General features: G+C 45.5%; 23 protein-coding genes. 8 read left to right on the top strand and 15 right to left on the bottom strand.

The window, feature by feature from the left end; genetic code table 11:
* Positions 1-24 precede the first annotated feature (24 nt).
* From M0696_RS06740 to M0696_RS06710, 7 genes are all read right to left on the bottom strand, one after another.
* Entirely contained in the window at positions 25-1044 is a 1020-nt protein-coding gene (locus tag M0696_RS06740) for a zinc-binding alcohol dehydrogenase family protein (protein ID WP_222142637.1), read from the bottom strand.
* A 5-nt stretch (positions 1045-1049) separates the two neighbouring features.
* Positions 1050-2063 carry an ureidoglycolate dehydrogenase gene (gene allD / locus M0696_RS06735; protein WP_222142636.1) on the bottom strand — a complete coding sequence of 338 codons (1014 nt, stop codon included), beginning with the start codon at positions 2061-2063 and terminating at the stop codon, positions 1050-1052.
* 103 nt (positions 2064-2166) lie between these two features.
* Positions 2167-3546, bottom strand: a complete 1380-nt coding sequence (locus M0696_RS06730) for an MFS transporter (RefSeq protein ID WP_248602630.1) — start codon at positions 3544-3546, stop codon at positions 2167-2169.
* Between the two features lie 82 nt (positions 3547-3628).
* Positions 3629-5050, bottom strand: a complete 1422-nt coding sequence (uxaC, locus tag M0696_RS06725; protein ID WP_222142634.1) for a glucuronate isomerase — start codon at positions 5048-5050, stop codon at positions 3629-3631.
* Positions 5051-5249: 199 nt separating this feature from the next.
* On the bottom strand, positions 5250-6428 hold the full coding sequence (locus M0696_RS06720) for an NAD(P)/FAD-dependent oxidoreductase (RefSeq protein ID WP_166853571.1): 1179 nt from the start codon (positions 6426-6428) through the stop codon (positions 5250-5252).
* A 39-nt stretch (positions 6429-6467) separates the two neighbouring features.
* Positions 6468-6890 (bottom strand): DUF1641 domain-containing protein, encoded by a 423-nt coding sequence (locus tag M0696_RS06715; protein WP_003239166.1) that lies wholly within the window; start codon positions 6888-6890, stop codon positions 6468-6470.
* A 358-nt stretch (positions 6891-7248) separates the two neighbouring features.
* A complete protein-coding gene (locus tag M0696_RS06710) occupies positions 7249-7779 on the bottom strand; it encodes a cupin domain-containing protein (protein ID WP_222142633.1) in 531 nt (176 codons plus the stop codon).
* 131 nt (positions 7780-7910) lie between these two features.
* Between M0696_RS06710 and M0696_RS06705 the strand changes: the two genes are divergently transcribed.
* The 3 genes from M0696_RS06705 to M0696_RS06695 all read left to right on the top strand — a co-directional run bounded on the left by M0696_RS06705 (position 7911) and on the right by M0696_RS06695 (position 10508).
* A complete protein-coding gene (locus tag M0696_RS06705) occupies positions 7911-8885 on the top strand; it encodes a DMT family transporter (protein ID WP_248602629.1) in 975 nt (324 codons plus the stop codon).
* Positions 8886-9003: 118 nt separating this feature from the next.
* On the top strand, positions 9004-9756 hold the full coding sequence (locus M0696_RS06700) for an ABC transporter ATP-binding protein (protein WP_248602628.1): 753 nt from the start codon (positions 9004-9006) through the stop codon (positions 9754-9756).
* Positions 9756-10508, top strand: a complete 753-nt coding sequence (locus M0696_RS06695; protein ID WP_248602627.1) for an ABC transporter permease — start codon at positions 9756-9758, stop codon at positions 10506-10508. Before M0696_RS06700 ends, M0696_RS06695 begins: the two co-directional genes overlap by 1 nt.
* 45 nt (positions 10509-10553) lie before the next feature.
* On the opposite strand, the gene M0696_RS06690 is transcribed toward M0696_RS06695, so the two are convergent.
* Positions 10554-11366 (bottom strand): uroporphyrinogen-III synthase, encoded by an 813-nt coding sequence (locus M0696_RS06690; RefSeq protein ID WP_166853576.1) that lies wholly within the window; start codon positions 11364-11366, stop codon positions 10554-10556.
* Positions 11367-11540: 174 nt separating this feature from the next.
* Between M0696_RS06690 and M0696_RS06685 the strand changes: the two genes are divergently transcribed.
* Complete coding sequence (locus tag M0696_RS06685; RefSeq protein ID WP_014113438.1) at positions 11541-11729, top strand: DUF8096 family protein; 189 nt, start codon at positions 11541-11543, stop codon at positions 11727-11729.
* A gap of 43 nt (positions 11730-11772) precedes the next feature.
* Here M0696_RS06685 and M0696_RS06680 read toward each other — a convergent pair whose 3' ends face one another.
* A complete protein-coding gene (locus M0696_RS06680; protein ID WP_166853577.1) occupies positions 11773-12951 on the bottom strand; it encodes a glycosyltransferase in 1179 nt (392 codons plus the stop codon).
* A gap of 22 nt (positions 12952-12973) precedes the next feature.
* Complete coding sequence (gene yjiB, locus M0696_RS06675) at positions 12974-14164, bottom strand: monooxygenase YjiB (RefSeq protein ID WP_222142630.1); 1191 nt, start codon at positions 14162-14164, stop codon at positions 12974-12976.
* 389 nt (positions 14165-14553) lie between these two features.
* On the opposite strand from yjiB, the gene M0696_RS06670 reads away from it, so the two are divergent.
* The gene (locus tag M0696_RS06670) at positions 14554-14832 is read left to right on the top strand and encodes a hypothetical protein (protein WP_222142629.1); all 279 of its coding nucleotides are present in this window, start codon (positions 14554-14556) and stop codon (positions 14830-14832) included.
* A gap of 32 nt (positions 14833-14864) precedes the next feature.
* Here M0696_RS06670 and M0696_RS06665 read toward each other — a convergent pair whose 3' ends face one another.
* From M0696_RS06665 to fdhF, 4 genes are all read right to left on the bottom strand, one after another.
* Positions 14865-15482: an NUDIX hydrolase gene (locus M0696_RS06665; protein WP_248602626.1), complete on the bottom strand. Its 618-nt coding sequence runs from the start codon at positions 15480-15482 to the stop codon at positions 14865-14867.
* Positions 15483-15562: 80 nt separating this feature from the next.
* On the bottom strand, positions 15563-16153 hold the full coding sequence (locus M0696_RS06660) for a DUF4352 domain-containing protein (protein ID WP_248602625.1): 591 nt from the start codon (positions 16151-16153) through the stop codon (positions 15563-15565).
* Positions 16154-16444: 291 nt separating this feature from the next.
* The gene (locus M0696_RS06655; protein WP_014113432.1) at positions 16445-17005 is read right to left on the bottom strand and encodes a helical membrane plugin domain-containing protein; all 561 of its coding nucleotides are present in this window, start codon (positions 17003-17005) and stop codon (positions 16445-16447) included.
* Positions 16998-19955, bottom strand: a complete 2958-nt coding sequence (gene fdhF / locus M0696_RS06650) for a formate dehydrogenase subunit alpha (RefSeq protein ID WP_248602624.1) — start codon at positions 19953-19955, stop codon at positions 16998-17000. The genes M0696_RS06655 and fdhF overlap by 8 nt, the downstream gene beginning before the upstream one ends.
* Positions 19956-20103: 148 nt before the next feature.
* Between fdhF and M0696_RS06645 the strand changes: the two genes are divergently transcribed.
* Positions 20104-20679: a YjgB family protein gene (locus tag M0696_RS06645; protein WP_222142625.1), complete on the top strand. Its 576-nt coding sequence runs from the start codon at positions 20104-20106 to the stop codon at positions 20677-20679.
* A 100-nt stretch (positions 20680-20779) separates the two neighbouring features.
* Positions 20780-21178 carry a ribosomal maturation YjgA family protein gene (locus M0696_RS06640; protein ID WP_166853585.1) on the top strand — a complete coding sequence of 133 codons (399 nt, stop codon included), beginning with the start codon at positions 20780-20782 and terminating at the stop codon, positions 21176-21178.
* Between the two features lie 8 nt (positions 21179-21186).
* Here the strand turns inward: M0696_RS06640 and M0696_RS06635 are convergent, their stop codons facing one another.
* Positions 21187-22086: a DUF2268 domain-containing putative Zn-dependent protease gene (locus tag M0696_RS06635; RefSeq protein WP_248602623.1), complete on the bottom strand. Its 900-nt coding sequence runs from the start codon at positions 22084-22086 to the stop codon at positions 21187-21189.
* 127 nt (positions 22087-22213) lie between these two features.
* On the opposite strand from M0696_RS06635, the gene M0696_RS06630 reads away from it, so the two are divergent.
* Positions 22214-22381, top strand: a complete 168-nt coding sequence (locus M0696_RS06630) for a YjfB family protein (protein ID WP_003220470.1) — start codon at positions 22214-22216, stop codon at positions 22379-22381.
* Positions 22382-22415 lie beyond the last annotated feature (34 nt).

Below are 22415 nucleotides of genomic sequence, written 5' to 3'. Positions count from 1 at the left end.
GTGTACACCTCCGGATTCTCTCGATTAATCAAACGTGATGACGGCTTTCCGCACCTGATCTGGATGCTCCTTGATAAACTGAAATGCGTGATGGACGTCATCTACTGAAAATGTATGGGTCACCAGCCCGTTATGCGCTAACCGCCCTCTATTCAAAAGCTCAACCACTTTTGGAAACTGATTGGTCTGCAATCTCGATCCGGTTATCGTGACTTCTTTTTTTGTAATCGGCAGTTGAGAAATTTGTGCCGCATTTTCGTCAAATCCAAGCACAACCACATGTCCCGCCGGAGAAACGGCCTCAACTGAAAGCTCAAAAGTCGCCGGCAGGCAAACAGCATCAATGACCACATTGGCTCCTTCATTCCGAGTCCATTGACGGGCCCTTTCGGCAACATTTTCTGCTTGGGCATTCACGACAGCGTCGGCGCCATTTTCTTTCGCAAATGCCAGCCGCTCGTTGTTCAAGTCAGTCATCATGACGGCAGAGCCCGCCAGCTTTGCCATTTTTAGCACACAGATCCCGATGGGTCCCGCTCCCTGGATCAGAACGGTGTCTCCTTTTCCCACCTGACCTCTCCACACTGCCTGTGCGCCTATCGTGTAAGGCTCGGCCATGACTGCCTCCTCCCAAGGCAAGTCCTTTGAGACCGCGTGAAGCTGCCTTTCCGGAAGCACAATATATTCCCTCATGCCGCCGTCCTCATGTACGCCAAACACAGAAAGCTTGGCGCAAACATTCTGGCGCCCTTTGCGGCAGGCGTAACACGTTCCGCAATAAGAAATCGGCTCAATCACAACGTGGTCACCGGCTTTTAGGCTCTGCACATTCGCACCAACTTCCTCCACTTGTCCCGTTACCTCGTGTCCGATGACTCTCGGGAGGGTGGCGAGCGGATTCGTGCCATGATAAATATGCATGTCAGAACCGCAAATCCCGACTCGCTTGACTTTTACGAGCACTTCATCATCCTTTGAAAGAACCGGCTTCTTCATCTCCGCTGTCACCAGATCATACGCTTTTCGCACTTGAACCGCTTTCATTTTCCTCACCTGCTTTTTAAGAATTCGTACACGCTCCGAGCGATTGATATTCCGTGTATCTTATTTCTTTCTTCATGCAGCTGCTCAATCTCGCCGGGCACATACACTCTTTCGACTCCAACTGCCGGCGGTGAATGCTGCAGTTCATCGAGCATGGCATCCATCTGCTCTAAAAACGTATCCCGGTCCGTAAAAAAGGACGGATTGATTGCGCAAACGTAATGTCCCAGCTTTCTTTTTTGATCAAGGCCGCTGTACATTTTGGCGATATGAGGGCCAAAAGCCGCGCCCGCCAGCAATCCGGAAAACACATCCACCATAATAGATAGTCCATAGCCTTTCGGTCCGCCGAATGTTGATAGGGAGACGACCTTGTAAGGATCGGTTGCTGCTTCCCCGTTTTCGTCGACTCCCCATCCCTCAGGAATGTCTTTGCCCTCTTCACGGGCCTGCAGAATCTTCCCAAAGGCCACTTTGGATGTCGCCATATCTAAGATAAACGGTTTTTTATGCTTAGCCGGGACACCGTAAGCAATCGGATTTGTCCCTAAAAAAGGGAACCTCCCCCCAAATGGAACAACAACACTGTCCGTATGCGTCATTGCCATTCCGATCAGGTTTTCGTCAGCCGCTTTTTGCACAAAATAGCTTAGCGCTCCGCAATGGCTGCTGTTTACAGCCGTCACCATGCCGACTCCGTTTTTCTTCGCCATGTCAATTGCACGGTCCATCGCCAAATCACAAATCACATGGCCAAAACCATCGTCCCCGTCAAGCACTCCGGTCACAGGCCCCGTTTCTTTACAAACAGGATGTGCTTCGGGATTGATCCCTCCCGCTCTTAGCCTGTTCACATAATGTTCTGTTCGCAGCACACCATGCGAGTGTACACTGCGTAAATCAGCGTGCACGAGGACATCTGCTACTTTTTCAGCGTCTCGTTCATTCAAACGAGCACCGGTCAGCTTGATCCGAACAAGTTCCATTGCTTCTTCAGCCGGTATCGTTACCGTTTTCAATAAAGTGCCACCTTCCTTTTCAGTTTTCGGGAACCCCTTAGTGAAAACCCTTACAAATACATCATATTTACAAATTATTTTAAATATTCTTTATATTACGTTGTCAGCTTTTTTGATGAAGATCCTGAACGATCTGTGCATGCTGCTGGTCTGTGAGTTTATAAAGAAAGCCGATAATGATCATCCCTAATGCCAAAGCAATGGCTGGATACAAAAGCAGAAGCGCCTTGATACCGATCAGTGCCTGTGCTGTCTGGACTGCATTCGGCACATAGCCGATAAGCCCCAAACCGATGCCCGAGAGAAAACCGGACAATGACTGAGCAAGCTTTCTGGAGAAATTAAAAAGTGAATAGGTTGTTGCTTCTTTCCGTTCACCGGATTTCCATTCGCCATAGTCAATAATATCGGAGACAAGAGCCCACGTGATGCCATTTGGAATACTGATTCCGATAAAAGCGATGCTGGCCAGAATCGTAAACACGTAAACATTTGATGGCAGCATAAAGTTGATCAGATCCGCGGCTACACTGATGCCGAAGCCGATCATTGCCGTTCGTTTCTTTCCAAAAATCTTGACGAGCTTTGGCAGGAATACGACGCCTAAAAAGGAAGAACCGATAATAATAAAGTTCATATAAGCCATTAATTCAACATTGCCTAGATTATATTGTGCGAAATAGATTAGCATGGCGGATTTAATGTTGTATGCGGAAATTGAAAAAATCGTCATCAGGACAAGGGTTAACAGCGGTTTATTCGTAATAAATGTTTTGACGACAGATGAGAGTGTTAATTTTTCTTTTGGCGCTTCCGATATGACAATGCGCTCTTTGCAGTTGCGGTAGCAAATATAAAACCAAACCACACCGAGTGCGGCGAACAAGCCCATGACCACCGGGTAGCCGACCTTCGGATTATCAAACTTAACGAGCAGCGGCATTACGGCCACACTTGTGATAAACAAGGCACCAAGTGATCCGATTTGGCGGAAAGTCGAAATGGAGGTCCGATCCTCAGAATTTTGAGTCATCGCTGCCCCTAATGAGCCATACGGTATATTCACAAATGAATAGCCGATGCCCCAAATCATGTAGGATGCATATGCATAAATCAGTTTTCCGGTCGTTGATACATTGGGAGACAGAAAAATAAGAACAGTAAGTACCGCAAGCACGATGCTGCCGAATAATAAATAAGGCCTAAATTTCCCCCGTTTGCCGATATTTTTGCGATAATCAATAGATGAGCCGACAATCGGATCTGTTATTGCCGCAAACAGCTTGCTGACTAAAAAAATGCCGCCGGCCATCGCAGCCGGGATTCCCGCTACATCAGTAAAATACTTCAATAAATAAATCTGTCCGAGATCAAACATAAAACCGTTGCCAAAATCACCAAAACCATAGGAAATTTTCTCTTTTAATAAAAGCCTTTTATCTGTTTCGATCGACACAACCTTATTTGCCAGTTCAGTTCGCATCTTCCACCTCTGTGTCTTAAGAATTTTCGGGTAGTGGTCCGCTCAGGGTGACGCATGATCGCGATGCTGAGCGGACAATTGGTTATACGTTTGCTTTCTCTTCTTGAAATTGAAAGTAGTGTTTCGCATTGTCATAGCAAATTCCCTGAACAATGCTTCCCAGAAGCTCCATGTCACGCGGCACTTCGCCGTTTTCCACCCATTCCCCGATCAAATTGCAGACGATCCGCCTGAAATATTCATGGCGCGTATAGGAAAGAAAGCTTCTGGAGTCTGTGAGCATACCGATAAAGCGGCTGAAAAGCCCGACGTTTGACAACGCTTTCATTTGATCAAGCATCCCGTCTTTTGTATCGTTAAACCACCAAGCTGTGCCGAATTGTATTTTTCCCGGGGTAACACCGTCCTGAAAACTGTTGATCATGCTGGCGATGACATAGTTATCGTTTGGATTAAGTGAATATAAAATCGTTTTCGGAAGCTTGTTCTTCATCTCAACTGAGTTCAGCAGCTTGTATAAAGGCTTGGCAATTTCTTCATCATTCATAGAATCATAGCCTGTATCAGGTCCGAGCCTCTTCATCATTTTTGTATTCGTGTTTCTTAAAGCGTTGATATGAAACTGCATTGCCCAATCGAGCTCCGCATACAAACCGCAAAGAAACTGAAGTGTATACGTCTTAAATTTCTTCTCATCTTCATAAGAAACCTCTGTTCCTTGTAATCTGTCAGAAAAAATCCGTCCCGCTTCCTCTTTTGTCGTTTCGGCAAATACCATAGAATCTATCGCGTGGTCAGACACTCTGCCGCCGGCTGAGTGGAAGAATCGCACGCGTTTTTCCAGTGCCTTTAGAAACTCATCGTAACTTGTAATCGATATGGCCGCGGCATTTTCAAGCGCCTGCACCCAATCAGGAAAGCTTTCACGATTGATCTCAAGTCCCTTATCCGGCCGAAATCCGGGCAGCACGCTGACAGGAAAATCTTTGTCTTCTTTTAATAATAGATGGTATTCAAGAGAATCAACAGGATCATCAGTTGTGCAAACGACTTTTACATTTGATTTCACGATTAAATCCCTTGCCCCGAAGCCTTCTCCTTGGAGCAGTTCATTCGTCCGTTTCCATATAGCCGGAGCGGAATGCTCATTTAAAATCTCATAGATTCCAAAAAAACGCTGCAGTTCTAAGTGAGTCCAATTGTAGAGCGGATTACCGATCGCCATCGGCACGGTTTTCGCCCAAGCCATAAATTTCTCCTCATCAGGTGCATCGCCGGTAATGTATGACTCATCAATCCCATTGGCTCTCATGATGCGCCATTTGTAATGGTCTCCATACAGCCAGGCTTCCGTGATGTTTTGAAATGTCTTATTTTCATAGATTTCTTTCGGGCTTAAGTGACAGTGGTAATCAATAATCGGCATGTCTTTCGCATAATTGTGATAGAGGCTGACAGCGGTTTCATTTTTCAGCAAAAAATTTTCGCCCATAAAGGGTTCCATGTCCTCACCGTCTTTCATTCTATTTCAAAATGTTAACGTTAACATTTTGATTTATTTTTATTTTACCTTTATATTCCTCTGTGATCAATCTCTTTTTTGAAAATGAAATGTTAACGTTAGCAAACAAATGAAAAAAAGACATTGCCGGAAAGCATCCCGAAAGAAACGCTTTTGGCAATGTCCGTGTCCACAAAAAGGATTAGTAAGCTAGGCTGAAAAGTCCTTTAATGTGTGTTAAGTAGCGTACGTTACTTGCTTCTTTCATCAAGGAAGCAGGAAGACCTTTAAGCGGTGTAGAATTAGCACCAATGATGGCAACCGCGTCTTTGCGTCCAAGGCTTGCAAGTGTACCAGAGTTTACTGGCTTGAATGTTTCAAGTGTTTTGCCTTCTAAGTAAGCGAATAGGTTGTAACCGATCAGCTCACCCATTTGCCATGCGATTTGTGCTGTTGGCGGGTATGGACGGCCGTCTGGAGCGAAGTAAACTGCGCTGTCTCCGGCAACGAATACATCTTCATGAGATGTAGATTGCAGGAAGTCATTTACTGTCGCGCGTCCGCGGTTCACTTCAAGACCTGATTCACCGACTAATGGATTACCTTGTACGCCGCCAGTCCAAACAAATGTATTGGCAACAACTTTAGATCCGTCTTTCAGATCAATCACGTTTCCTTCTACATTTGTAACAGGAAGACCTGTTAAGAACTCAACACCGCGTTTTTCAAGGCTTGCAGTCGCACGTTCGATCAGATCATCCGGAAGAACAGGAAGGATTTTCGGACCTGCTTCGACAAGTTTCAATTTAATTTCTTTATGGTCTACGCCGTATTTTTTCGCAAGGTTCGGCATGATGTCAGCAAGCTCACCGACAAGCTCAACGCCTGTTAAGCCGCCTCCGCCGATAAGGATTGTTGCATCAGCTTCGTTTTTCGTTTGAGAGTACTCGCGCACACGATCTTCAACATGTTGGAAGACTTTGTTCGCATCGGCAGCAGATTTCAATACCATGCTGTTTTCTTGAAGACCTGGAATGCCGAAGTAAGCTGTTACAGAACCAAGACCTACAACAAGCGCATCATAAGTTAATGTAGAACCGTCAGCAAGCGCAACTTCTTTTTTATCAACTGAGAAAGAGCTTACTTCCGCGATTTTAAGATCAATGTCTTTGCCTTTGAAAAGTTTTTCTAATGGCATTGCAACCGCTTTTTCAGACACGTTGCCTGCTGCAAGGCGGTGTAATTCCGTAATGATTTGGTGAGTTGGGTATTTGTTTACCACTGTCACGCGTGCTTGTTCTTTAGTGTAATGTTTGCGAACTGTTAGAGCAGAAAGAACTCCGCCATAACCAGCGCCTAGAATGACAATATGTTTTGACATCGTATATCCTCCGTCCTTTATATCAATTTGAATCTGAGATTATTTTTGGTTTTCGCGTTCGTTCATGACTTCAAGGTAGCTGTTAGCAAAACGGAACAGCTTTTGAGCTTGAGGATCTTTCAGCATGCGCAACAGGCCGAAAAGACCAATCGTTTCGTTGCTTGCATCCGCACGGTCTTTCGCTTCGATTGCAGTCGCAGCTACTTCTTTCGCTGTTTCTTTTACAGGTTCAAGAATTTCAGTGATCGCACCGACAGTGTCGCTTTTTAACACTTCGTCAGTTGCTACAGATTGGGCGAAGTCATAAGACTTCGTTAAAATATTCACTAACTCAGTCAGCTTCGGAAGCTGGTCAACTAAAACGGTCAGTGATTCTTGAACTTCTGGCTTTAACAGCTGATCAATAAGATCTTGCTGGCTTTGGCTGACAGACGCATTTGTTTGATCGATTGTTTCTGGCATATCCAATTCTCCTTTACTATAAGCAGTTTGCAGATTTTTTTGGAAAGGGTAGTGCCTCTCCCTGGTCTCATGCTTGAAGGCATAAGAATAAGGATTGTGAATTCATGCACAATCATTTACAAAAATAAATGTTTACTACCCAGTTTTTCATCTTGCCATATTCAGTATTATTTTTATCTCAAAAATAAACAATTGAATAAGTCAAAAATCCTTTACTCTCTCTGAAAATAGCAAACACAAAAAACTCCAATTCGATTACCTTCTATATGATAACACTTTTTGAACAAAATTTGAACGTGAATTGCTTCGATTATGAAATTAATTTATATGGCGCCCGTGTCATAACATTTTTGCGGCACTAGTTATTGACAATCCGACAAATTTCTCCCCTTCCCTTTACCCATATTTCCAAAAGAGGAGCTCTTTTTCCTGTGATCGGGTCATTCGCCGGCAATGATACCTGCTTGATCCGTTTCATGGCTTCCTCCCGTTCTTTCGGCTCTCCGGTCTTCATATCATACTGAACGCCTCCCGGATAAGCGCCAATGACAGTAAAATCGGCGCTTGCGCTTAGCTTTTTATGGCCGACTCCGGCTGGAATCACGACTGCATCGCCTGTTTTGAAAGGAATAGCAGCCCCTTTTTCTCCCCCAAACTGAATCACAGCCTCTCCCTGAACTGCAATCAGGACTTCATGCGTATTGCTGTGATAATGATGGTATGGAAAAACACTCCCCGACCAGCTGTTTGACCAGCCATGCCGATTGACGATCCGCTCTGCCTGACCGGTTTCCCTGATCGCGTTTTGATACACAACGAGCGGAAAATCAGGGTGATTGGGAATCCTGCCGTCATCCTGAAAGAAGAACGTCTGTGTCTTTGCTTCCAACAATCTCACCTCCATTTTTTGTCTTCCACACATACCGGTTCGCAAAACATGCTTATTTTCTCACGACTCCATTGATCTGTGCGATATCGAATAGTATAGTATAAAAAAATAATGCCAGAATGAGGGATATCATGAAAGCAATCGTTATCGGAATATTGGCTTCACTCTTTTTCGCCGTTACCTTTATTTTAAACAGAGCGATGGAATTATCCGGAGGCAGCTGGCTTTGGAGCTCTTCGCTGCGCTTTATTTATATGGTTCCGTTTTTATGTTTGATAGTCATTATGAGAGGGACATTCGCACCTCTCTTACAAGAAATGAGGAAAAAGCCGTTTTTTTGGATCAAATGGAGTTTTGTCGGCTTCGTGCTTTTTTACGCGCCGATCACATTTGCAGCTGCATACGGTCCAGGTTGGCTTGTAGCCGGGACCTGGCAAATCACAATTGTAGCCGGTGTTCTGTTATCTCCATTTTTCTATGTCAAAAAAGACATGCCGGGCGGGCCGCAGCTCGTTCGGCAAAAGATTCCTCTTGTTTCACTTGGCACTTCCGTGATCATCCTGATCGGAGCTGCACTGATACAGCTTCAGCATGCAGAATCGCTTTCTGGGAAGATGCTGCTTTTCAGTGTCCTGCCGGTTGTCATTGCGGCTTTTGCCTATCCGCTAGGAAACCGGAGAATGCTCGAAGAATATGGCGGCCGGCTAGATACATTTCAGCGTGTGCTGGGAATGACCCTGGCAAGCCTTCCTTTCTGGCTTATAGCAGCAGCTTACGGCTGGTGGTCAGACGGGCTTCCGACAGCGGGACAAACCGTTCAATCCTTTATCGTGGCCGTCAGCTCAGGCGTCATTGCGACTGTTTTATTTTTCTGGGCCACTGATATGGTAAGAGACAATCCGCAAAAACTTGCAGCTGTTGAAGCAACTCAAGCAGGTGAAGTGATTTTCGCGCTGCTTGGTGAAATTGTTCTGCTGTCAGACGTTTTCCCATCCCTTTTATCATTTGCCGGATTATTCATTATTATAGCGGGGATGGTATTACATACCTTTGCATCACAGCCGAGAAAACCGAAAAAGAAAACAAAGTCAAATATGACCGCGTAGCATCTGCCGGAGAACGGGTGAAAGCCTGTTCTCCTTTATTTTTGCTACCAAAAGACATCTGTTTCACGTTATATTTAAATATAGTGTAAGCCTACTTTACTGAAAGGTGATTATTATAATGGAAGCAAACGATCAAACACAAAACATACCAGCCATCTCCTTCAGATCAGTCAGAAAAAGCTATGAACAAGACGGACAAACCTATAATGTATTGCAGGATGTCACCGGAGACATTCAACAGGGCGCAATCGCAGCCGTTTTAGGTCCTTCCGGTTCAGGCAAAAGCACCCTCCTGTCCATGTGCAATTTAATGAGAACGCCTGACAGCGGCGAAGTAAAAATAAACGGAAAGGAAGTCAGAGATTGGAATGTCAATGAGCTGAGGCGAACGGCGGCCCTTGCGTTTCAATCGGCCCCCGTCCTCGACGGGACAGTGCGTGACAATCTAAGTCTGGTCCAAAGGCTGCATCAATCCCAGCTGTACTCCCCTGAAGAGCTCGCTTCCCTTATAGGGCTGCCGCCAGAGCTGTTAGACAGAAGCGCCAAGGATTTATCGGGCGGTCAGCGTCAAAGACTGTCACTAGCCAGAACGCTCGCAAATCCTTCCTCTATTCTATTATTGGACGAAATCACGTCTGCCTTGGACCCTGTTTCTGCTCTTGAAGTTGAAGAGCTGATCACACGTCTGCATCAAGAAAAAAAACTGACGGTCATGTGGGTGACTCATAATATGGAGCAGGCAAAACGAGTAGCCGATATCATTTGGTTTATGGCGGATGGCCGGCTGCTGGAAAATGCAGAAACAGAAACATTTTTCTCCGATCCGCAGCATGAAGCAGCCAAGGAATTTTTGAAGGGAGGCTCTCGGTAATGGATTACCTTTCCCTCTCTTTAACGATGATCTTTGTTTTGATCGCCTTGTTTTTATCAAAATCATTTAAAGCCGGCGTAGAAAAAGACATGGTCATTGCCACCATCCGGGCCGCGGTACAGCTGCTTGTCATCGGTTATGTACTGTCGCTGATTTTCCGCGGAGACCATCCTGTTTTTATCCTTCTGATGGTGTTGTTAATGCTGGCAGTGGCGGCGCAAACTGTCATCAAACGGAAGAAAAATACCATCGGTTCGTTTTGGAGGGTGTTCGCCGCGTTAGCGATTGTAGAAATAGTGACGCAGGGAATTCTTCTGTCTCTTCATATCATCCCGCTTACGGCCCGATATGTCATTCCGATCAGCGGAATGGTCATCGGAAATTCGATGGTGCTCTCGAGTCTGTTTTTAAACCGGCTGAGCTCTGAAGTCGAAGTTCGCAAAGAAGAAATACAATTAATATTGTCTCTTGGAGGCACACCGAAGCAATCCATACAGCGTATTCTTACTTCTGCGATGAAAATGAGCATGATCCCGACGCTGGAAAGCCAGAAAACACTGGGGCTTGTTCAGCTTCCCGGCATGATGACAGGACAGATTTTAGCGGGCGCGGACCCGATTCAGGCGGTTCGCTTTCAGCTCTTAATCGTATTTACAACAATGGCATCAGCGGCACTGACATGTGTGATCTTAAGTGTGCTGACATACCCGTCATTATTCACCGCGCATCAGCAGTTGAAGCAGAATGGATGACAGACAAAAGCCGCTTTCCAAGGGAAAAGCGGCTTTTTGTACTGGTTATTCCTTTTCTTCATAATACTTAGACAACTCAACAATCATCGCGCCCATCCGCTCAATCTCCGGCGCTAGCAGTCTCGTGATGCCTTCTTCCCGCAATGCTTCAGCAGTCACTTTTCCGACAGCCGCAGCGATGGCGCGCTCTTCGAATACAGTCTTCACTTCATTGATATAGCCGCGCCCCTTAGCAAAATCAAACAGGGAACGAACCTGAATTGCCGTTGTAAAACAAACGGCGTCGATCTCACCATTCATCAGCTCCCGGCATAACCGCTCCACCGTTTCCTCCTCTGGCGGGATGTGCTGATAAGGCAGAATCGGCAGGACAGTTGCGCCCTTTTCTTCAAGAAATGCGATGAGGGCCGGTGCTTTTTCTCCATGAAGCTGCACCATGACTGTTTTTCCTGAAAAATCGTGAGCTTCCAAGGAACGGATTAACCCACTTGTTGTCCCGTCTTCATCCGAAGCTTCCGGTGTGATCCCTAGCTTTTTCAGTGCAGCCAGCGTTTTGTATCCCCGGCATGCCGCTTTCGCCTGGCGAATCGCCTGCAGAAACTCGTCTTTCAGACCGATTTTCTCTGCCATATCGACAAGAGTCTCCGTGCCGATGCCAGTCGTGAAAATAACCCAGTCAGCTTTTCTCTCCGCAAACGTCCGTAAATCCGGCTCCACCTGCTTCTCTGCTAAGTAAACTGTTCCTTGGAGAGGCCGGATGACAGGGGTTCCGCCCTGTTTTTCAATGATCGTGCTGATTTCTTCTGTTTTTCGGGAGCCCCCGATCGCCACGCGTTTTCCATATAACCCTTTTCCCATACCCGTTTCCTCTCCTCTTTGCATAGGCTTTTTATGTATACAAGCTTAATAAAGCTATTGTGGCGCAAACCAAGGGAGAAATCAAGATAAACCCATGCCTCTAAAATCCATTGAATACGCCGGAAGCTTGCTGTAATATAAACAGCAGACACGTTTGCTAACGGAGGATCGATCATGGAAACAAAAAAAGAAGAATATGAAACAAAAGGCTACGATACATCGATCGTTTACGAATTTAACGAATATCCGGACGTCCGCAGCGGGCGCTGTGACAATTGTGATTACACACTGTTCAAAAGCTCTGTAAAAGGCGGAAAATTTCTTAGAGAATGCCGAAGATGCGGGATGAAAAAGAACATTTAAACAAAAAAACCGAAATCGTATGTTTGATTTCGGTTTTTATATTTTACTGCGGGATAGCTGATTTTTTCATAAACGCTTCAATCTCAGCTGCCGCACGCTCCGCTCCGCCTGCTTCTTTTACATCTTTTTGCATATCCTTGACGCGGCTGAGCACCTCTCGATCGCCGGATACGGCCTGCACCGCTTCCTGCAGCTTGGAAACAGTCACTTCTTCTTTCGGCAAATAAACACCGAGGCCTAAATCATCGACACGCTTTGCGGTGAGCTCCTGCTCATACATTTGCGGAATGACGACAAGCGGCACACCGGCATTCATCGCCTCCATCGTACTGTTCATCCCGCCATGAGAAATAAACAAATCGGCTTTCGCCAACACCTCAAGCTGCGGCACGCTTTGGCGAATGATAAAGTTAGCAGGGATATCATCCAATCCTTCAGGATCAATCGATTTCCCGACCGACATGATCACTTGCCATGAAGAACCCCGAAATGCCTCCATGCACATCTTGTAAAATTCCGGCCATGCGTTAAACGCCGTTCCCAATGAAATCAGCATAAGCGGGCGATCACCCCTGTCAATTAACAGGCTTTCTTGTTCTGTCCGTTTTCCCAGGGAAGGGCCGACAAAACAGAAACGGTCATCGAACGTCTCATGCTGAATCTGAAAGGACTTCGGCATAAAAACAATATTTAGTGGTTCCGGCACAGCTAATTGTTCAAATGAAACAGCCGGCAATTGCTCTTGCTCCAAGTAGGCTTTAAATTCAGCCTCGGCTTCTTTTATCTTTTTCAGCATTTCTTCATTTCCGAGCTGAAAGGATTCATTTTGGGCATATGATGAACAGAGCTTGATGACAGGCACATTAAGCTTGTCAGCAAACAATTTTCCAGCCAGCGCGACAAAATCATAGATGATCAGATCAGGCTGATCATCCTTATATAACTCCTCAAGCTGCGGCAGAATGCTCAGTGATTCTTTCAAAAGACTGAGCGTCGCGTCATTCTTTTCCATCATCTCCCTGATTTGCTTAGGGTCAATATTTAAGGATGTATGATAGATAAATGCTTCTCCACCGGCTTGCTGAACAGCGGGCGCAAATTCCTCAGTCGTCGCATACGTGACACGATGCCCTTTTTCACAAAGCTTCTCCACTAAAGCAAGCGTAGGATTGACATGCCCGTACGCCGGGATATTGATAATCGAAATATGGTGCTTTTTCATGAATCTCCAGTCTCCTTATCTATTAAATTTTCACACGGAAGCTCTTTAATCCGTATATCACGCTGTTTTCAATCGGAGTGATACTGACGCATTCCATATGAGAAAAAGCAGAAATCAATGACGTTAACGCGATCTTTGCTTCAAGACGGGCAAGCGGTGCCCCAAGACAAAAATGGATGCCGTGGCCAAATGCAATATGCGGATTGGGATGGCGGTGAATATCAAACAGGTGCGCCCTGTCAAACTTCGCTTCATCACGATTTGCAGATGCCACAAAAGCCAAAACCATATCACCTTCTTTAATGAGGTGCCCCCCGATCTCCGTATCCCGCTTGGCAATTCGCCTCAAAACCGGAGCAGGCGCCCTGAAGCGAAGGGTTTCCTCGACTGCCTGAGGCATCAGTTCAGGTTGATTCCGCAGTTTCTCATAAACATCCGGTGTTTCTAATATGCTGTACATCGCATTTGAAATCAGGTTTGTTGTGGTTTCATTCCCGGCTACCAGAAGCAGCGTACAAAACGGAATCAGCTCTTCTCCGGACAGCTTCTCGCCTGTTTCTTCCGCTTCAACTAAAATTGAAATGATGTCCTGTGCCGGCTTGTTCCGCTTTTCTTCAATGATGTTGGCAAAAAACGCGGCCAGTTCTTTCTCGCATTTGTTTCGTTCTTCCAAAAAAGCTTTTTCAGCTTCTTCACTTTTATCTTTCGGGGTGCTGACCAGAAGATCAGACCATGTTTTAAACTGATCCATATGCTCTGAAGGCACTCCGAGCAGCTCAGATATTACGATAACCGGAAGCGGATATGAAAAATCGTGAACAAGGTCAAACTCGCTTCGCCCCTGAAATTTTTGAATCAGTTCATTTGTGATCTCCTGAATTCTCGGTTCCCATTGTTTCATTACACGCGGCGTGAAGGCTTTATTCACTACAGAGCGGATTTGCGTATGCCTCGGCGGGTCCATGTTAATGATCGAATTTCCAATAACGCTTGACTGCTGCGGCATATAACTGGAAAACAGCTCTTTATCCCCAATGACTTTTTTGACATCATCATAAAGAAAAACGCTCCACACTTGGTTTTCTTCATCAAAGGAAACTGGCGCATCCTTTCTCATCGTTTCGTACCATGGAAACGGATGATAAGCATCCTGTTTGTTTTTTCCATTGAGCAGTGCTCGCTGCAAGGCTTGTCGGCGGTTTAACACATTCACGTATTGTCACTCCCCTTGAAAGAATTCAGAAATTGAGCTCTTCTTCACCTCCCGCTTTCGAAAAAGAGAGGGACAATCAAGTATAGACAGATTGATAACAGCAGGCAGGCGATCACGATGTCCGATGCAGGCATCATATATTCCCTCTCGAATTTCGTTCATCTTACCATAATCTTTCAATTTTTTTCTATTCAGCACTACCGCTTTGGCTCACAACGTGACCTTAGGCATAAGCATCCAAATTCAATATGCATTCAATTGCACCGCTCCGATCAGAAAACACCCTTTTTTCCAACCAATTGCACTAACTCCGAAAATGACTTTCCCATTATATAAAGCACGCTGATTCTATGATTAAATAGAAGGTAAAAGGTGAAGGAGAGAACAACATGGCAGCACAGACTAATTTCAGAAAACAAGTTGTCGGCATCCTACTTTCACTTGCATTTGTATTATTTGTGTTCTCTTTTTCTGAGAGACATGAGAAACCGCTTGTTGAAGGAAAAAATCAGGAAAACTGGCATACTGTCGTCGACAAAGCTTCTGTCGAGATTTATGGCAGCCGACTAGTTGAAGAAAACAAATTAAAGAAAAAACTCGGCCATAAACAAGCCGATTCTATTTTGACCCTTCTAAAACTCGCCAACGAAAAACATATTGCGCTATAAAAAAGAAAGAGCCTTCCGGGCTCTTTCTTTGTTTAGTCAAATATCGTGTTCTTTTCTGGATGGCGCGTCAAATCAAATAGCATGCTGAGCTGTGAAGGTGTGTTTCGTTTTGGAGAAAGCGGCGGGAGCCGGTCTTCCGGAAAAAAAGCGGCACGGTTCGTCTCAATTCCTGTTTCCCCCTGCCCGCCTGTAATGCTGCATTCAATGAATATCTTATAGTAATGATACGGCTGAGGCGGATGAGGGTGCTTATGGCTATCTAGCACGGCCAGCAATCGGGACGGTTCAGTATCGTAACCCGACTCTTCTTTGATTTCTTTGATCACGTTTTCAGCCGGTGATAAACCAATCTCGCAAAACCCGCCAGGCAGCGACCACAGCACATCATGCTTCTCCCGGACAAGCAAAATCTGATTCTCTCGAAACACTGCTCCGCGAACATCCGCTTTCGGTGTCGGATAGCCTTTCTCGCCCTTCCATAAATCAGTGATGACTTCAATGTCCTTCTCCGAGTAATCCGCCATCATCTCTACGCTAAGCTTCATCAGCTCTTCGTACCGTTCTCTGTCATATACATCCTTGGAAAAAGCGAGCCCAGCCTGTGCGATCGCCCGCATTCGCTGTGCCCGTTCCAGCCAATTGTTTTGCATAATGGATCACCTCACTACCATTTTATACTACTATAAAAAAAGCATGCTCCGATCTTCCGGTGACATGCTCAAAAAATACCTTAATTCAATTTTACGAAATATGTAATATCCTCTGTTTCAAAGTTTAAAAATGATGGATTATATGACAAATTAAGGTCTTTTTCTCCTTTTGGAATCACAAAACTGACTGTGCCTGTTACCTTTTTACCTGAGGCTAACTTCCCTGATTTAAGGCTTGTTTCCAGGTCAGCAGTAGATACTATGTTTGCTCTGATCGATTGATCTTTGCTGTCTTTCAATTCAAAACCGCCACTCGTATAATTGAAAGATTTGTCGCTTATGTTTTCGATCGTTACCTCAACTATTAAAAATTCTTCATTTTTATTTATTGTTTTTTCTTTGTCGCCAATTTTCGTCTTATACTCGCCTTGCTCTGCCGTCGTATATACTTTATTGACCGAGAAATTTGTGCTGGAAGCTTTAAAAGTTTCGCCTACCTTATGCACCTTTTCATCCGTTTTGGCTTCGTTTTTTTCTTCTGTTTTCTTTTTCGTTGCTGTTGCTTCTTTCTTTTCTGTCTTTTGCTCAGCTGACGCATCACTTGACTGGCTGCACGCAGAAAGCGCAAATCCAATCGTTAGCACAAACAAAATGAATAATGCTTTTTTCATTGTTGTTCCTCCATCTAAAGTAATCGTTTTCTATTATAAGCACGCTTTTCCTTTTCTTAACAGGGAACAAAGTAACAAATTACTCTATCAGATCCATTCATAGTATAGATCTTCCAATGACATAGATACCTATCCTCTACTGGAATAAATACTGGACTGGCCTGCGATGTCCTATCATTTTCCAACTCAGGAAGCTTCTTTGTCTTGTTTCTAATTTAGATATTTATTCCTAGTTCCTAAGACTCCCCTCACAAAAAACCCGAGCTGGCAGTAGCCGGCTCGGGCACGTAATCAATCTCGCTTATTCATTTCCCTTTTCTCTCGGGGTTCCTGATGATGTTTTTGATGCTCTGGAGGCTGAGTCGTGCGTTCCAGCTCCTTTGTGTCTTGTCCCATTCCTTTTAAAAAGGAGAAGAGCAGTGTAACTGCTTTGTTGATTTCCGGATCTTTGAGCGAACGAATGATATCAAAATAACCTGTTTTCTCTTCGCTGTCCTTCTGTTCCACCGCATTTGCCACGCCCGCATTCACTTTCAAAATAAGGGGCTCCAGCTGTTTCACATCCAGCATGCCTAGCGTTCCAAACAGGAGAAGCAGATTTTTCAACGTATTGGCTGTTTCCTCTGTATCTGCCTTTTTCACCAGGATATCTAGAACTTTATCCCCTTGGCCAAAAAGGCCGCGGAGTAATGGCAGAACACCGCGCTCGTTCATGTGGCCAATCATATGCAGCGTTTCAAGAATAGCTTCCTTATTTTCGACTAATGCGTCTTCAATTTCTTTCATATCACGCTTTCGCTGATCCTCTTCGGTTATCTCGATTTTCTGAATTCGCTTAATCGCTTTAGCCATTATGCCCAATCCCCCTTTTCACAGCGTCGCCAGGAAAAATATAATCCTTCCGCGCCCATTTCTTTTCTACCTGCACACCGATTTGCGGCTGCGGATTGCCGTTTCGGTGATTGATCTTAGGCAGCGGATTGGTTCCGTCATGCTTCAAAATTTCCAACTTGGCTGATGTTTCTTTGTAAGCAGGTGTATCAGTATCCTTATCGGCATGGCTGCCTGTTAACAGGTTGATCGCCGCTTCCCCTGAATCGTTCATTGGCAGGTATACTTCCTTCCCTTTGACACGATTAGTTATTAGGCATTTTACTTTGACATTTCCGAAAGGCGATGTGAGTCTGACAAGGGTTCCGTCCTGAATCCCTCTTTCTGCCGCGAGCTCTGGAGAAATTTCTAAGAACACTTCCGGTGTTTTCTTCGAAATGCCTTTTGATTTGTAGGTCAGGTTCCCTTCGTGGAAATGCTCCAAGAGCCGCCCATTGTTGACGTGGATATCATATTCCTCACCGAACTCTTCAGGCTCTGTCCACTGAACAGGATAGAGAATGGCTTTGCCGTCCGGAAAAGGGAAGCGCTCTGTAAAAAGTAAAGGAGAATCCTTTCCATCAGCACTTACAGGCCATTGCAGGGAGTTGTAGCCTTCAAGGCGTTCATAGGTGACACCGGCATAAATCGGCGACAGCATCGCTGCTTCCTCCATAATGTCTCCAGGGTGCTCATAGTGCCAGTCAGCACCGAGCTTATTGGCAACCTCCATAATAATCTGCCAGTCCGGCTTTGATTCGCCCAGCGGTTCAAACACCTGATACAGCCGCTGAATACGGCGTTCTGTGTTTGTAAAGGTTCCCTCTTTTTCAAGGCTTGGGCTCGCAGGAAGAACAACATCAGCAAACTCTGCTGTACGTGAAAGGAAAATATCCTGCACCACAAAGAAATCAAGCTTTTCATATGCGGCGTGTACATGATTGATATTGGAATCGACCAGACCCATTTCTTCACCTTTTACATACATCGCTTTCAGCTGGCCGGAATGGATTTTTTCGATCATTTCATGGTTGGTCATGCCCGGCTCCTTCGGCAGCGGCACACCCCACGCCCGCTCGTATTTTTGGCGGACTTGGTCGTCCGTCACTTTTTCATAGCCCGGCAGTCTGTCAGGCATGCTTCCGAAGTCACTTGCTCCCTGCACATTGTTGTGGCCGCGCAGTGGGTAAGAGCCTGCTCCCGGTTTTCCGTAGTTTCCTGTCACAAGCAGCAGATTAGAGATTGCCGTGCTTGTGTCACTTCCGCCAATATGCTGTGTCACGCCCATTGCCCACAATGCGCACACACTGTCAGCCTGGCCAATCATCTCCGCCATTTGGATGAGGGTTTCTTGATCAATACCTGTTTTCTCCTCGGCATATTCAAGGGTATATGGCGCCAGGCTTTTTACATATTCATCCCGTCCGTTCACTTTTTCCTGCAAAAAGCGTTCATCGGCCTTGCCGTTTTCAATTAAATATTTGGCGATGGCGTTCAGCCAGACGATATCTGATCCAGCACGGGGCTGGACAAATAAATCAGAGCGCTCTGCCATTTCGTGTTTTCTGATATCCGCTACAATCACTTTCTGCCCTCTCAGCTTATGAGCCCGTTTAATGCGAGTGGACAAGACCGGATGCGACTCAGACGTGTTCGAACCGATAATCAACACAAGGTCCGCTTGCGCGATATCTGTAATCGAACCTGAGTCACCGCCATATCCGACTGTCCGGAACAGGCCGGCAGTCGCAGGAGATTGGCAATAGCGCGAGCAGTTGTCCACATTATTTGTGCCAATAATCCCTCTGGCCAGCTTTTGCATGAGGTAGGACTCTTCGTTTGTACACTTAGAAGATGTAATAAAAGCGAGTGAATCCGGGCCAAACTCCTCTTTTAAATCCGTAAACTTGCTGGCGATCAGCGTTAATGCTTCCTCCCATTCCGCTTCACGGAAATGGTCTCCTTCGCGGATCAGCGGCTTTGTCAGGCGTTCCTCGCTGTTCACGAAATCCCAGCCGAACTTTCCTTTTACACAAGTAGAAATGCCGTTCGCTGGCGCTTCCTCCTGCGGCTCAACTTTCAGAATGTCTCTGCCCTTTGTCCAGACATCAAAGCTGCAGCCGACACCGCAATAGGTACAGACGGTTTTCGTTTTCTTGATTCGTTCATCACGCATGGCGGATTCCATATCAGAAATAGCAAGAATCGAGCCGTATCCTGTCTCTACGCCTTTTGTGATCTCGATCATTGGGCGGAGCGTTTCATTATCAATGCCTGTTAAATATCCGGCTTCCCCTTCCATTCCTTTTTCCATCATCGCGTTACACGGACAGACGGTGGAACAGTGGCCGCATGACACACAAGACGACTCATTGATCGGCACATCGTTATCCCAAATGACGCGCGGGCGTTTCCGCTCCCAGTCAATGGTCAGGGTTTCAGTTACCTGAACGTCCTGGCACGCTTCAACACAGCGTCCGCACAAAATACACTGATCTGGATCATACCGGTAAAACGGATGAGATTCATCCTTATGGTAAGGCTTATGGTCAAACGGGATGCTTTGGTGATTGATTTTCATTTCCTTCACCGTATTATGTATTTCGCATCCCCCGTTGTTGTAATCGCAAACTGTACAATAAAGCTCATGATTATATAAAATCTTGTCCATCCCGATGACCTGCGCTTTTTTCACATCAGGCGAAAGCGTATCAATGACGTCTCCATCCTTTAATTCAGCGGAGCACGATCTTTTCAGCTCCCCATTGATGCTGACGATGCATGTATCGCATGTTTCAATCGGCCCTAAGCTTGGATGATAGCAAACTTGCGGCACTTCAATCGAACTGTTATTCAAAAGCTGCAGCACCGTCTGTTCTTCGGACGCTTCCATTTCAACGCCGTTTATTGTGATGTTTTTCTGTTCAGCCATCTCCATTCCCCTTTCTTGCTTGTGTATATACCGAATTACCCATTTCTGTTCCCTTACAAGGGATCAATAAAACATACAAAGCGCACTCACATGTTTTATTGCATAAACACCGGGAAACGAGATGATAGATGAAAAAGGAGGGATCAGCATGAAAAAAACAATGTCTGTTCTAACCGCGGCAGCAGCACTAACGGGTTCTCTTTCCGGCTTTGGGACGGCGTCCTTTTCAACACCGGCAAAGGCTGTAACTCAAACAACCTCACTCTCTGAAAACACAAACCAGTCAGCCGCCGAGCTTGTCAAAAATCTTTACAACACCGCCTACACAGGGGAAATGCCTCATCAGGTGCAAGGCCTTACAGTTAACAAAAGCACGAAAGGCGATGTCCATGCTAAATTAGGAGAACCGGAACGACCGTCTGGAGGAGACAATCGGTTTGATTTATATCACTGGAATATGGGGAACCCGGGCTACGGATTTTCCTATCATAAAGACATGACAATTTCAGAAATCCGCTACTTTGGAACTGGCGTGGAACGGCAGCTTAATTTAGGCGGAGTGACCCCGGAAGTGCTGCGGAATGAAATAGGCCCCGCGAATCGAGTGTTAACCGTCCCGTTTACGGATGAAATCGACTATGTATATGACACAGGCCGATATGAACTTCATTTTGTAATTGGCAAGGACCAGACCGCTGACCATGTAAACCTTAAAGCAAAATAAACCCTTTTGCGGCTGTTCAGCCGCTTTTTTATTGGACAAATAAAAGACAAATTCCTTACAATACAGGGAAGATCAATTGAAGACGGGGTATCAATTTTCAATGAAACGAAATCGATGGATATATGCAGCGTTCACCATACTGATTATTGGGATGGGGCTTGGATCTAGAATGTTCTCCAGTGTTCTTCCGGATACCGTCAATACTTATCTAGGGGACTCGCTGTGGGCCGCCATGATTTTTACGGGCTGCGGGTTTCTTTTTCAGAAAATGAAGACAATATTCACGGGCATGATCAGTCTTTCTTTCTGTTTTATTATTGAAATCAGCCAGCTGTATCACGCCGAATGGATCGACCGGATCAGAGACACTTCTCTTGGCGGCCTTGTTCTGGGATACGGATTTTTATGGAGCGATATCAAATCGTATACGCTTGGAATTGCCGCTTGTGCAGCCATAGAACTGCTCGCTCTGGGAATCAAAAAGCGCCGCTGTATGTGACGCTTTTTTCATTTGGAAAACAGCCCGCACTGAGAAAGAATGGTCTCCGCATCCAAGAGCGTGGCCTTGCTTATCGTGACTTGATGTTTATCCATAAATAACTGAACGGCATGATACCCAACTGCATAACCCGCAAAAGCCGATAATCCTGCAGGCTCGAAGCCTTGGACTTTCGCAATTGGATCACCAAACATATAACGTCTGACTTCCGAAAAGCCTTTCACAGCAAGCACCTCATTGATGACTTCAATGGAATACTGCAAATCTTCTTGAGCAAATCGTGTTACCCAAGGACCCAACTGCTCCTCGCCAAACAATTCTCTGGCAAATGACTCAGCCAACCCTTCAATCACAAGATAATCCCCGACACTCACAGAGCCATGATGAAAATCAACATACGAAAACCGCAAATTATGATGAAACTCATGAGCAATAATTGAAGGAATCCTCGGCAGGTTATAGCTGTCCGGATTCATCCATATATGAATAAAGCCCGGTATTCCGCCAAACCCGCAGTAGCCTTTTTGCAGCTGAAGCCTATTGGGGTCAGCAATGTAAAGACCGAATTTGATTTCGTCTGCATCCACCCGCAGCTGTTCGCGCTCAGCAAAATGAATACATTGCCGCAGCGCAGATTCAGCTGTCTCTGCAGCATAAGATTCTTTCAGTATTTGCAGTGTTTTCTGCCCAGCTTCAGTATCACACACATCTAAATAACCAAGCATTTTCACAGCCATGATTACATCATAGCCGTTCGGCTCCTTCGCTCTCAACGGAACTTGGATAGCGCTCCACATCTTTTCAAACGGCTTCATCATCGTATACCGAAATTCATCCTCTCTTTTCTGTTCTTCCATCGAAAACAGCTTTTCATATTGCTCCAAGGTTTTTTCCATTACAAGATTCATCCTGATTCCCCCCCTTGTTAAAAACATAAGGTATACCGCAGCGTAAGGGTCAACAGCGTAAATTAAGCCATTTTTCACTGTAAAATCATACAAAGCCGCCGATAGGTAAGGCATAGGAGGTGGAACGATGGATATTCCTGCTTTATCAGTCGCGATGCATCAAGCATCCCTTGCCCAAAATGTTGGTATCGCTTTAACGAAAAAAATGCTGGACACCGCCCAGCAAAATGCCGATCAAACCTTAAAGATGATTCAGCATCCAACGCTCGGACAAACCATTGATGTAAAAGCTTAATTCCGATACCATAGGCGGCCAAGAACTCCATCCT

The organism is Bacillus rugosus (assembly GCF_023238245.1).
Classification (GTDB): domain Bacteria; phylum Bacillota; class Bacilli; order Bacillales; family Bacillaceae; genus Bacillus; species Bacillus rugosus.
This window is presented reverse-complemented; position numbering and strand designations above follow the sequence as displayed.

What these genes read in the sequence shown, in the direction of transcription:
- M0696_RS06740 (WP_222142637.1), bottom strand. Translation starts at nt 1,044, where the DNA reads ATGAAAGCGGTTCAAGTGCGAAAAGCGTATGATCTGGTGACAGCGGAG.
- M0696_RS06730 (WP_248602630.1), bottom strand. Translation starts at nt 3,546, where the DNA reads ATGCGAACTGAACTGGCAAATAAGGTTGTGTCGATCGAAACAGATAAA.
- uxaC (WP_222142634.1), bottom strand. Translation starts at nt 5,050, where the DNA reads ATGGAACCCTTTATGGGCGAAAATTTTTTGCTGAAAAATGAAACCGCT.
- M0696_RS06720 (WP_166853571.1), bottom strand. Translation starts at nt 6,428, where the DNA reads ATGTCAAAACATATTGTCATTCTAGGCGCTGGTTATGGCGGAGTTCTT.
- M0696_RS06715 (WP_003239166.1), bottom strand. Translation starts at nt 6,890, where the DNA reads ATGCCAGAAACAATCGATCAAACAAATGCGTCTGTCAGCCAAAGCCAG.
- M0696_RS06705 (WP_248602629.1), top strand. Translation starts at nt 7,911, where the DNA reads ATGAAAGCAATCGTTATCGGAATATTGGCTTCACTCTTTTTCGCCGTT.
- M0696_RS06700 (WP_248602628.1), top strand. Translation starts at nt 9,004, where the DNA reads ATGGAAGCAAACGATCAAACACAAAACATACCAGCCATCTCCTTCAGA.
- M0696_RS06695 (WP_248602627.1), top strand. Translation starts at nt 9,756, where the DNA reads ATGGATTACCTTTCCCTCTCTTTAACGATGATCTTTGTTTTGATCGCC.
- M0696_RS06690 (WP_166853576.1), bottom strand. Translation starts at nt 11,366, where the DNA reads ATGGGAAAAGGGTTATATGGAAAACGCGTGGCGATCGGGGGCTCCCGA.
- M0696_RS06685 (WP_014113438.1), top strand. Translation starts at nt 11,541, where the DNA reads ATGGAAACAAAAAAAGAAGAATATGAAACAAAAGGCTACGATACATCG.
- M0696_RS06680 (WP_166853577.1), bottom strand. Translation starts at nt 12,951, where the DNA reads ATGAAAAAGCACCATATTTCGATTATCAATATCCCGGCGTACGGGCAT.
- M0696_RS06670 (WP_222142629.1), top strand. Translation starts at nt 14,554, where the DNA reads ATGGCAGCACAGACTAATTTCAGAAAACAAGTTGTCGGCATCCTACTT.
- M0696_RS06665 (WP_248602626.1), bottom strand. Translation starts at nt 15,482, where the DNA reads ATGCAAAACAATTGGCTGGAACGGGCACAGCGAATGCGGGCGATCGCA.
- M0696_RS06660 (WP_248602625.1), bottom strand. Translation starts at nt 16,153, where the DNA reads ATGAAAAAAGCATTATTCATTTTGTTTGTGCTAACGATTGGATTTGCG.
- M0696_RS06655 (WP_014113432.1), bottom strand. Translation starts at nt 17,005, where the DNA reads ATGGCTAAAGCGATTAAGCGAATTCAGAAAATCGAGATAACCGAAGAG.
- fdhF (WP_248602624.1), bottom strand. Translation starts at nt 19,955, where the DNA reads ATGGCTGAACAGAAAAACATCACAATAAACGGCGTTGAAATGGAAGCG.
- M0696_RS06645 (WP_222142625.1), top strand. Translation starts at nt 20,104, where the DNA reads ATGAAAAAAACAATGTCTGTTCTAACCGCGGCAGCAGCACTAACGGGT.
- M0696_RS06640 (WP_166853585.1), top strand. Translation starts at nt 20,780, where the DNA reads ATGAAACGAAATCGATGGATATATGCAGCGTTCACCATACTGATTATT.
- M0696_RS06635 (WP_248602623.1), bottom strand. Translation starts at nt 22,086, where the DNA reads ATGAATCTTGTAATGGAAAAAACCTTGGAGCAATATGAAAAGCTGTTT.
- M0696_RS06630 (WP_003220470.1), top strand. Translation starts at nt 22,214, where the DNA reads ATGGATATTCCTGCTTTATCAGTCGCGATGCATCAAGCATCCCTTGCC.